This is a genomic window from Pantoea sp. VS1 (genome assembly GCF_002207995.1).
Classification (GTDB): Bacteria; Pseudomonadota; Gammaproteobacteria; order Enterobacterales; family Enterobacteriaceae; genus Pantoea; species Pantoea dispersa.
Window position 1 is genome coordinate 19009 of sequence record NZ_NHZE01000151.1, and the last position, 8936, is coordinate 27944.

Annotated in this window: 6 protein-coding genes and 1 pseudogene; 5 read left to right on the plus strand and 2 right to left on the minus strand. The window is 54.7% G+C overall.

Annotated elements, in window-relative coordinates; translation table 11 throughout:
- The first annotated feature begins 22 nt into the window (after window positions 1-22).
- Together CBW22_RS25265 and CBW22_RS25270 are read left to right on the plus strand one after the other, a co-directional pair.
- A complete protein-coding gene (locus tag CBW22_RS25265; protein ID WP_254919576.1) occupies window positions 23-5458 on the plus strand; it encodes an AvrE-family type 3 secretion system effector in 5436 nt (1811 codons plus the stop codon).
- 55 nt (window positions 5459-5513) lie between these two features.
- Window positions 5514-5933: a type III secretion system chaperone gene (locus tag CBW22_RS25270; RefSeq protein ID WP_088518193.1), complete on the plus strand. Its 420-nt coding sequence runs from the start codon at window positions 5514-5516 to the stop codon at window positions 5931-5933.
- A gap of 118 nt (window positions 5934-6051) precedes the next feature.
- Here the strand turns inward: CBW22_RS25270 and CBW22_RS25275 are convergent, their stop codons facing one another.
- Window positions 6052-6201 (minus strand): diguanylate cyclase domain-containing protein, encoded by a 150-nt coding sequence (locus CBW22_RS25275; RefSeq protein ID WP_217899545.1) that lies wholly within the window; start codon window positions 6199-6201, stop codon window positions 6052-6054.
- Window positions 6202-6455: 254 nt separating this feature from the next.
- Between CBW22_RS25275 and CBW22_RS25280 the strand changes: the two genes are divergently transcribed.
- The 3 genes and pseudogenes from CBW22_RS25280 to CBW22_RS25285 all read left to right on the plus strand — a co-directional run.
- Window positions 6456-6986, plus strand: coding sequence for a reverse transcriptase domain-containing protein (locus tag CBW22_RS25280; protein WP_088518195.1), 531 nt, complete (start codon window positions 6456-6458; stop codon window positions 6984-6986).
- Between the two features lie 200 nt (window positions 6987-7186).
- Window positions 7187-7519 (plus strand): HNH endonuclease, encoded by a 333-nt coding sequence (locus CBW22_RS27015; RefSeq protein ID WP_369597204.1) that lies wholly within the window; start codon window positions 7187-7189, stop codon window positions 7517-7519.
- Window positions 7495-7665 (plus strand): annotated as a pseudogene (locus CBW22_RS25285) (zincin-like metallopeptidase domain-containing protein); the annotation flags it as partial. The gene CBW22_RS27015 and the pseudogene CBW22_RS25285, both read left to right, overlap by 25 nt.
- Window positions 7666-7725: 60 nt before the next feature.
- Here CBW22_RS25285 and CBW22_RS25290 read toward each other — a convergent pair.
- Window positions 7726-8873, minus strand: a protein-coding gene (locus tag CBW22_RS25290; protein WP_088518196.1) for an IS3 family transposase whose coding sequence is annotated in 2 segments (ribosomal slippage) — window positions 7726-8636 and window positions 8636-8873 — 1149 coding nt in all. Because the reading frame shifts where the segments join, the coding sequence is not laid out codon by codon here.
- Between the last annotated feature and the right edge of the window lie 63 nt (window positions 8874-8936).

Genomic DNA, 8936 nt, shown 5'->3' on the forward strand with positions numbered 1-8936 from the left:
AAAATCGTTCAGCCTGAAAAGCATGTTCGGGTTTAAAAAATCTGAGAAAACCTCAGCACAGACCGCCACCTCCAGCGCGGCACCTCCCGAAGCTGGCCGCACCCGACGTCCTACCCTGGGGGATTTACTGGCAGAGCCTCATGCAGAAGATGAGCCTGAAACCGCCGCGCCACCCGCCGCCGCGCGTCTGACCCGTTCCGATGGTGTGAAACGCAACAGCCTGGGGGATATGAACGGTCGGCCGATGGTAAAAGAGGGCCACAGCGACAGCGTGCCGACGCATCTGAAGCACCAACAGTTGCAAAACTCCAGCCAGATGCGCCAGAACATGCCGAGCAGAATCAACCAGCCTTCTTCCACCACGGCCAGCCAGACGCCGGTCAATATCCCTGGCAGCCACCATGAGATTGAAGAAGAACCGCTTTCCCCTCCGACTACGGCCCATATTCCCGGCAGTCACCATGAAATCGAAGAGCTGCCACGCACGCCGCCAGGCAGTCCCGAAACAACGCACGGTGCGGGTGAAACGCACGGCCATGGCCACCACCAGCAGATCGAAGCGCTTCAGCCTGCTGCCGCCACCCCTTCCGGCACCTCAGAAATTACCGAGGAAGATGACGACAGCGAGTTTGAGCAACTGAATCAACAGCGACTGGCGCGCGAGCGGGAAAACCCCACGCAGCCGCCAAGACTGGGCGAAGCGCCCCCCATTACCCGCAAATTCCAGCCGACATTGTCAACGATTGCCGAGAGCATGCTGGAAACGGAAAGCAGTATAAAACCGTCGTCCCTTCAGGGAGCGTCGACGCTGTCCACCACGCCGATAGTCCCGCTGGGGATGACGCTGGCGAACGGTAAATTGCAGCTGGCCGCCAGCAATCCGCCGGCGATCAATACGTTACTGTCACAAACGCTGGGCAAAGGGGATCAGCACTATCTGGCCCATTCGGCCAGCAGTGATGGCCGCCAGCATCTGCTGCTGGATAAGCAGGGACGGCTGTTTGATATCAAAAGTCATGAGAGTGGCTACAGCGTGCTGCATAACAGCCAGTCTTCTGCGATCAGGACAAAGCTGGCACAGGTTGGCGATACGCCGGTCAGTCTGGAGAATAACAATGGCAAAATTCAGATCAGCATCGGGACTGACGGCCAGAATAAACTGAACGTCAATCAGCCGTGCGACGTTCACCGCTCGCTGCTCAGCGGCGTCTGGCAGCATCCCGCAGGGGGAGCAAAGCCTGAAGAAGAGTCAATTCGTCTGCATGACGATAAGATCCATATTCTCAATCCGGAAATTGGCACCTGGCAGACCGCCGGTAAAGCGTCGCACGGCCAGCTTTCCCGTCAGGCCGATGGTAAACTCTATGCGGTGCAGGACAGCCGGATACTGCACAACCTGTCCGATAACCACACCTCCGAAAAATTCGTCGATAAGATCAAATCCTTTGCCGTCAGTGAGCATGGGCAGGTGGCCGTCCTGACCGATACTGACAGCCCGCATCATATCTGTCTGATGCCGTCGTCCAATGCATCTCCGGAACAGCGCGTCCAGTTCAGTCTGCATCTTGCCGATACCATGCAAATGCTGAAGCGCGGTGAACCGCATCTGGAAACACAATCGATTGGTATCAGCAATGGCAAGCTGTACGCCGCCGATAGCGAGGGCAAACTCTACAGCGGCGTGCTGTCGCAGGTCAGGGATGGCGAGCTGCCGATGAAGAGTATGTCACAAAAGGTGCTCAAACAGCATTTCGGACATGACCATCGTATTGAAGGCTTTTTCACTGACAATCACGGTCAGCTGAATGCGCTGGTGAAAGATAACTTCAGACAGCAGCACGCCTGCCCGTTGGGCGACGACCACCAGTTCCATGCGGGCTGGAACCTCAGCGACACGCTGGTGATCAACAGCCATCTTGGCCTGCAAAATGTTAACCCGGAACCGCGCCAGATTCTCAATATGGGGCGTGAAGGCAGCCTGACGCTTCAGGAAGGGAAGGTTCACTACTTCGACCAGTTGACCAAAGGCTGGACCGCCGCAGAATCAGACTGTAAGCAACTGAAAAAAGGGCTGGACGGCGCGGCATATATTCTCAAAGAGGGTGAGGTCAAGCGGCTGGATATTAACCAGAGCACTTCATCAATCAGTCTGGGTAAAGACAACTTCTTTACGCTGCCGCATGTACGCAACAAGCCGGAACCGGGAAGCGCTCTTCATGGGCTGGATAAAGCCGATAAAGCTCAGGCGATGGCGGTGATTGGGGTGAATAAATACCTGGCGCTGTCGGAAAAAGGCGACATTCGCTCATTCCAGATTAAGCCTAGCACCCAGCAACTGGCGCGGCCGGCGCAAACCCTCAGCCGTGAAGGAATCACCGGCACCCTGAAGGATATTCACGTCGATCACCAGCAGAATCTTTACGCCGTAAACCACGACGGCGAGATTTTTCATCAGCCGCGTGAGCAGTGGCAGAGCGGCGAAGCTGGCGGTAGCTGGCAAAAACTGGCGATGCCGCACAGTGAAAGTGAGCTGGAACGCCTAGAGATGGACCATGAAAACCTGCCGGTCGCCACCATGACCGACGGCACCCTGCATCAGTTGCGGGAGGGTGAGTGGTACGCGCATACCGCACCAGAGCCTGCGCCGCTGGAAGTCGGCCAGCGTGGTTCGGAACAGGTATTTGCCCGCTTAAATCAGGGCCTCAAAGGCCACCTGATCCCCGGAACCGGCGTGAACATGCAGCTTACCGCGCAGGTCGGCGGGCAGACCGGGATGGAAAACCGCAAAATCGCCAGTAAATTCACCGATCGGGTGCGCGCCTATATTTTCAATCCAACCATGGCGACGCCGCGTCCGATCAAAAATGCGGCCTACAATATGCAGCACAACTGGCAGGGACGGCGTGGTCTGGGCTCAGTTTACGAAATGCAGGGCGCACTGATTAAGCAGCTGGAAGCGCACAACGTGCGTAACAGCGGCACGCAAATGGATTTGCACAGCAAAATGGAAGCGCTGGATTTAGGTGAGCACGGTGCGGCGTTGCTGAATGATATGAAGCGGTTCCGTGAAGAGCTGGAGCACAGTGCCGTTCGCTCGGCCACCGAACTGGGGCAGCATCAGGGGGTGTTGAAAAGTAACGGTCAGATTAACGAAGAGTTTAAACCTTCAGCCAGCAAGGCGGTGATACAGAGCTTCAACGTTAACCGTTCGGGGCGCGACCTCAGTAAAGCGTTAGAAAAAGCGGTCAGCTCAGCCGCGCCGTCACCACAAAGTAAGCTGCAAACGCTGCTCAGCCACTTTGTCAAAGCCGGGGTGAACATGAGTCACCAGAAAGGTGACGTGCCGATGGGGCGTCAGCGCGATCCCAACGACGAAACATCCCTCACTAAATCGCGGCTGATTCTGGATACCGTCACCATCGGCGATCTGCATCAGCTGGCGGATAAGGCGGCGCTGGTATCGGGACATCAGCCTGATCCCGGCCAGATCAAGCAGTTGCGTCAGCAGTTCGATACCCTGCGTGAAAAGCAGTATGGCGCTAACCCGATTAAGCAGTTTACCGACATGGGCTTCAGCCATAACGCACCGCTGGAGGCCAATTACGATGCGGTGAAAGCCTTTATCAACGCCTTCAAGAAAGAGCACCACGGCGTCAACCTGACCACCCGCACCGTGCTGGACACCCAGGGCAACGCGCAGCTGGAGAAAAAATTAAAAGACACGCTGTTGTCGCTGGACGGAGGCGAAAGCATGAGTTTCAGCCGTGCCTACGGCGGCGGCCTCAGCACCGCTTTTGTACCGACGCTGAACAAAATCCCGGTGCCGATTGTGCCCGGCGCGGGGATCACCCTGGACAGGGCTTATAACCTGAGCTTTGGCCGCACCAGCGGCGGACTGGACGTCACCTTTGGTCGTGACGGCGGGGCCACTGGCACCATCTCTGTCGCCACCGGCCACGATTTGATGCCCTACATGACCGGCAAAAAAAACACCGCCGAAAACGCCAGCGACTGGCTGAGCAAAAAACATAAGATCAGCCCGGATTTTCGTATCGGCGGCAGCATCAGCAGTAACATCCAGGGGACGCTGCAAAACAGTCTGAATTTCAAACTGACCGAAGATGAGCTGCCTGATTTTCTGCATGGCCTGACGCACGGCACGCTGACGCCGACCGAACTGATGAAAAAAGGGATTGAACATCAGATGAAGCAGGGCACCAAACTGGTGTTCAACGTCGATACCTCGGCAGCGTTTGACCTGCGTGCCGGGATTAACATCACCAACGACGGGGCAAAACCTGACGGCGTGACCGCCCGTGTTTCCACCGGGATAAGCGGTTCGGCGAACCTGGTGACCGCTAAACGGGAACGCAGTACGCAAAAAGGCGAGTTTGGCAGCACGGTAGCGGCCAGTAACAACCGTGCTACTTTCCTTAACTCGGCCAACGTCGGTGCCAACCTCACCTTCAGTGTGGGGGTCGCCCACGGTTTTACTCATGACGGTAAGGTCACCGACAACGCCACCAAAGAGCCGGCTAAATCGGTCGGGACTTTCCCGGCCTTTACCTCGACCAACGTGGCGGTATCGCTGGCGATGGATAACCGCACCACCCAAAGGATCAGCGTGGAGATGAAACAGGCCGATCCGATCACCAGCAACGATATCAGCGAGCTGACCTCGACACTGGGTAAACATTTTAAGGACAGCGAGAGCACCAAACTGCTGGCCGATCTGAAAAAGCAGGAAAACCCGGACCCGGTGAAACAGCTGAACGATCTGCATCGCCATTTCAGCCGCAGTAACGTGGTCGGTGACGATCGCTATGAGGCAATACGCAACCTGGAACAGCTGGTGCTGCGTCAGCAGGCCGCTGAAACTAACGTGATGGGATTAGGCTCGGCCAGGCACAGTACCTCTTACAGCAATCTGTCCCGGCTGGATGAGAACGGCATTGTGGATACCTTGAAGCAGCATTTTCATGCCGCCCTGCCGCCTACCAATGCCACCCGTCTGAGCGCGATGATGGATAACGATCCGGTACTGAAGGGGTTGTTAAAACAGTTGCAAAGCACGCCGTTCAGTAGCGCCAGCGTCTCAATGGAGCTGAAGGATGGCCTGCGCGATCAGACCGAAAGAGCCATTCTTGACGGTAAAGTCGGACGCGAGGAGCTGGGGCTGCTGTTCCAGGATCGTAATAACCTGCGCATCCGCTCGATCAGCGTCAGCCAGAACGTCACCAAAAGCGAAGGATTCAACACGCCCGCGCTGTTACTGGGTGCCAGCAACAGCGCGGGCGTCAGTATGGAACGCAATATCGGCACCATTAACTTCAAATACGGTCAGGACCAGGACACGCCACGGCGCTTCACGCTTGAGGGTGAAATTGCTAAAGCCAATCCGGAAGTGGCATCGGCTCTCTCTGAGCTGAGAAAAGAAGGGTTTGAAATGAAAAGCTGACCGCCGTTAATCGTCGCCGGGCAGACCGTTAAACAGAGAATTAAGGAGCGAGAGGATGACAGCATCACAACGGCAGGTGGAAAAATTTTTACAGTACTTCTCAGCGGGCTGCAAAACGCCATTGCATCTGAAGGATGGGGTATGCGCCCTGTCCGATGCTCAGGGGCAGGAAGCCGCTGTGCTGGAGGTGCCGGAACAGAGTGACAGCCTGCTGATTCACTGTCAGTTAACTGAGACCGATCCGCAGTCCTCGCTGACGCTCTATCCGCTGTTGTTGCAGCTGAACTTTGAGATGGCCGCAATGCGGGGCTGCTGGCTGGCGATGGATGAGCAGTACAAAGTGCGTCTCTGCTTCCAGCAGGCGCTGACGCAGCTTGATGAGGCCACCTTCAGCCATGTGGTCAGCGGCTTTATCGAACAGGCGGTTGAAGTGCGCGAGTTTATCGGGCAGATCGGCGGACGCAGCGCGGCCTGAGGCTGTCTGAACAGGCTGATCGGGGAAAATGTATCCTGGCCCCGCCTGTTCAGCGCTGTGGCCTTTCAGCTTTTAGTTAATGGCTCACGCCAGGCGCTTTGCCGTGTGCAGCAACAGATTATTCTTCCTTAATATTGCTGAAATTAACCGCGGTGTTTCTGCCTGAGTTTTTGGCGACATACAGCGCGCGATCGGCTCTTGAAACCAGTGAATCCAGCGTGGTGTTTTTGCTGTAACTCTCTGTCACATAGCCGATACTGATGGTCACGATATCCTCCGGCTGAAGACGTCAGTGATCATATACAGGTAAAACCGCTATCCAGGAAAATCGAGGATAAACGGTTCCTCAGGCTGATAAACAATAAGGGTGAGCGCCGTGCGGAAAACCCGCAATACCGGCGTCTTACACAGCGTATATATCAGAGGAGACGCAGGGCTGAGAAATTACTGAGTGAAGGCCGTGAAGGTGATGCTTAGGTAATCCTCACCTCGGTCCGTTGTCTTGAAGAGGAATGCTCCGTCATGCCATCAAAAGACGGCATGGATCCGGTCTATAAACGGTTAATGTTCTGCCGGTATGCCGATGATTTCTTGATTGGCGTTATCGGTTCCAGAGACGAAGCACGGGAAATAATGCGCGAAGTCACAGCATTTCTTTCTGAAATTCTCCATCTGGAGGCGTCTCAGGAAAAGAGCAAAATCAGTAAGGCGACGGATGGAACAATTTTCCTTGGTTACACAGTGGGAGCGATCACAGACAGTCGGATCAGAAGAACGAAACTGGGCAGGCGCGTAGTTCGTTCAAGGGACCCGGCGGGTCGGATCCAGCTTCTTGTTCCGCCTGAAAGGCTGGTCCGGTTTAATCAGCGTAATGGCTATGGCGATCTCGGTCGTCTGAAAGCGATACACCGGCGTTATCTGGTGGACAGCAGCCTGCTGGAAATCGTTTTAGCCTATAACGCGGAAATGCGGGGGGCTGGCCGGCTTACTGTGCGAAGTTCAGCCTGCGCAAGCTGTGGTTCCTCTGGGAAACCAGCCTGCTCAAAACGCTAGCCTTCAAATTACGCCTTTCCGTAAATCAAGTGGCTCATCGTCTTAAAACAAGAAATGGTCTTGTGGTTCGCTTTTGTATACATGGAAAAGAACGGGCTGTTGCCGTGTTCAGTCTGAAACACCTGAACCAGCTTTCGAATCTCGGAAACAAAGTTGATAAGCTGGCAGTTCCCTGGTTTACCAGCGGACGTTCTGGTGTTATGGACAGGCTTTTAGCCCGACAGTGTGAATACTGCGGAGCAACAGGCGTTCCATGTGAAATCCATCACAGCCGTAAGCTTGCAGATATGAAGGATACACCACTCTGGAAGCAGGTGGCGGCAGCAAGACGGCGCAAGCGAATCGTTCTGTGCCTGACATGCCACAAGGCTCTGCATGCAGGAACACTGAAACCACGTAACGGAATGGGAACTGGCAAACATGGAGAGCCGGATGATGGGAAACTATCACGTCCGGTTCTGGGCGGGAGAGGCATGTTCTCTCTGAGACATGATCCTCCCGACCCAATGCGGAGCTGGGAAGTGCCTTTCTGATGGCGGATTTGGGGATTGATGGCGAGGTACAACATGAAAGTTACATCGCTTCCTGGCTGAAAGCGTTGAAAAACGACAAGCGCTATATTTTCAAAGCGGCCAGCGCAGCCTCTAAAGCACATCGTTACCTGATGGATAAACTCTGAGACCGGAATCAGACAACTGCAAGGGAATGCGGTTACATGGTTTGAATCGCCACGGATAATCTAGACACTTCTGAGCCGTCGATAATATTGATTTTCATATTCCGTCGGTGGCATCTGATCACTCGAACCATGCCGACGCTTACTGTTATAAAACATTTCGATGTAATCAAAAATATCGCTGCGGGCTTCTTCCCGCGTTCCGTAGATCTTTTTCTTTATCCGTTCACGCTTCAGCAACTGGAAAAAGCTTTCTGCAACCGCATTATCGTGGCAGTTACCGCGACGGCTCATGCTGCCCTCCAGGCCGTGTGATTTCAGGAACGACTGCCACTCATGGCTTGTGTACTGACTGCCCTGATCAGAGTGAACCAGCACCTGTTTTTGGGGATTACGCCGCCATACAGCCATCAGCAATGCGTTCAGGACAATGTCCTTTGTCATCCGGGATTGCATTGACCAGCCGATAATTTTGCGTGAGAACAGATCTACAACCACGGCAAGATACAGCCAGCCTTCGTGGGTCCTGATGTAGGTTATGTCCGTTACCCAACGCTCATCCGGAGCATCCGGATTGAACTGTCGCTGGAGCCTGTTGGGCGACACGATACAGGCCTCGCCTTTACGTGCCCGCGGGCTCCGGTATCCGACCTGAGCCTTTATCCCGGCACGTTTCATCAGTCGCCAGACTTTGTTGACTCCGCACTGTTGCCCGGTATCCCGCAGATCCAGATGGATCTTGCGATAACCATAGACGCATCCCGACTCCAGCCAGAACTGTTTAATCTGTCCTGTCAGTCTCAGGTCTGTCTGATGGCGTTGTGAATGCGGCTGCTGAAGCCAGGCGTAAAAGCCACTGGGATGAACATCCAGCACCCGACACAGCAGGCGAACAGGCCAGCAACAGGTGTTATCACGGATAAAGGCGTACCTCAGTCGGACAGCTTTGCGAAGTACGCCGCGGCTTTTTTTAATATGTCCCGTTCGTCGGTAACCCGCTTCAGCTCTTTCTGGAGACGGCGAATCTCGGCCTGAGCATCTGACTGTTCTTTATTATTGGAAGAATCCGGACCGTATTTCTTTATCCAGGCGTAAAGGCTGTGGGTGGTGATATCGAGACGTGTTGCAACGCTGGAAACAGAATAACCACGATCAACAACCTGTTTGACTGCTTCAATTTTAAACTCTTCGGGATAACGCTTACCGCTCATGGGCACCTCTCTTTAAGCCATTTTAAATGACTCCGAGGTGTCTGTTAAACCCGTGGCGATTCA

Bases quoted from the DNA above. Each gene is read 5' to 3' on its own strand.
- CBW22_RS27015 (WP_369597204.1), top strand. From the start codon at position 7,187: ATGGACAGGCTTTTAGCCCGACAGTGTGAATACTGCGGAGCAACAGGC.
- CBW22_RS25270 (WP_088518193.1), top strand. From the start codon at position 5,514: ATGACAGCATCACAACGGCAGGTGGAAAAATTTTTACAGTACTTCTCA.
- CBW22_RS25265 (WP_254919576.1), top strand. From the start codon at position 23: ATGTTCGGGTTTAAAAAATCTGAGAAAACCTCAGCACAGACCGCCACC.
- CBW22_RS25280 (WP_088518195.1), top strand. From the start codon at position 6,456: ATGCCATCAAAAGACGGCATGGATCCGGTCTATAAACGGTTAATGTTC.